1 pseudogene is annotated in these 241 nt (G+C 73.0%); it reads left to right on the forward strand.

The features are described 5' to 3' along the window. A pseudogene (locus tag ACAG20_RS21105) lies at window positions 1-241 on the forward strand (esterase); the annotation flags it as partial.

Consider the following 241-nt stretch of genomic DNA (forward strand, 5'->3'; position numbering starts at 1 on the left):
CGGTGACGGTGGTGCGCTGGCCAACGGTGGCGCCGGTGGTAGCGGTGGTGCCGGCTCGTCGGCGGGTGCTGATGGGGCCACCGGTAATGACTCCGATGCCCATGGTGCGCAGGGCAATGGTGGTGACGGTGGCGCCGGCTACGACGCGGCCGGTGACCCGGCTGCGGCCTCGGGTGCCCACGGTGGCGATGGTGGTGCCGGCGGTAACGGCAGCGCGATCGGCAACGGTGGCGCTGGTGGT

The sequence above is a fragment of the Mycobacterium sp. pW045 genome (assembly GCF_041287085.1).
Lineage (GTDB): Bacteria > Actinomycetota > Actinomycetes > Mycobacteriales > Mycobacteriaceae > Mycobacterium > Mycobacterium algericum_A.